General features: G+C 64.3%; 1 protein-coding gene. It reads right to left on the reverse strand.

The genetic code is table 11. The features are described 5' to 3' along the window. Window positions 1–863: IS110 family RNA-guided transposase (locus AC1VNY_RS42495; protein WP_482409668.1), on the reverse strand; the 863-nt coding region annotated here is incomplete at its 3' end. Window positions 864–955: the final 92 nt, after the last annotated feature.

Here is a 955-nt window from a genome sequence, read left to right on the forward strand (position 1 = left end):
GCGATGAGGGCGAGTTTGGCTGGTTTTCCGGCCTGTCGCAGTCGTGCATAGAAGGCCTTGAACGGATCAGCTCTGCGAACTGCGTTGAGGGCCGCCATATAAAGGGCGTCACGAACGCGCTTTCGGCCGCCCGCAATCTTGCGCTTGCCGCGGAAGGTGCCGCTGTCGACGTTGAAGGGAGCAAGGCCAGCGAGCGCTGCGAGTTGTTTCGGTCCGACCCGCCCGAGTTCCGGCATCTGCGCGATGAGCTGCATGCAGGCCACGGGACCCACGCCGGGCAGCGAACGCATTAACTTCGCATCGTCCGCGATCTGCGCTTCGGCTTTAATCAATGCGCTGATGTCGGCCTCGATCTCGGCGATCTCGCTGTCGAGGACCTCGATGAGGCGGCCGATGCGTTCGGCCATGGCGCGATCGTCGGCCTCGCTGCGCCGGTTCTTCTCCTGGGCGCGCATGAGGACCAGCTGATCCCGCCGTTTTGCAAGCCTCGCCAAGGCGCCCCGTGCAGGATCGGCGACCTGCTCGGGGGCGGGCTGCATGGCCCGCGCAAAGGCCGCCAGCATCCGCGCATCGATCGGATCGGTCTTGGCGAGTAGGCCGCTGGCCCGTGCAAAGTCGCGGGCACGGGCCGGGTTGATCCGTGCGAACCGGATCCCGGCCTGACGCAGCGCCTCGCGAAGCGCGAGGTCATAGATACCCGTCGCCTCGAAGACCACCAGCGCATCGCATTGCCAACGCGCCACCTGCTGTGTGATGGCCTGTGTCGCGTTGGCAATGCGCCTCGGCACGCCGTCAGCCTCATCAAAGATATCGAGGTGTTTTTTGGAGATGTCGATTCCGACGTAACGAAGAGCTATGATCACGGTGCCTGTCCCTGTGATGCGAGGTCTGTTGGCGCAGCCTCGTGCAACTGTTCAGGTTGATAGATGGAACGGGCGGGAGACCGAGCCGGCTC

Source organism: Bradyrhizobium ferriligni, from assembly GCF_056837965.1.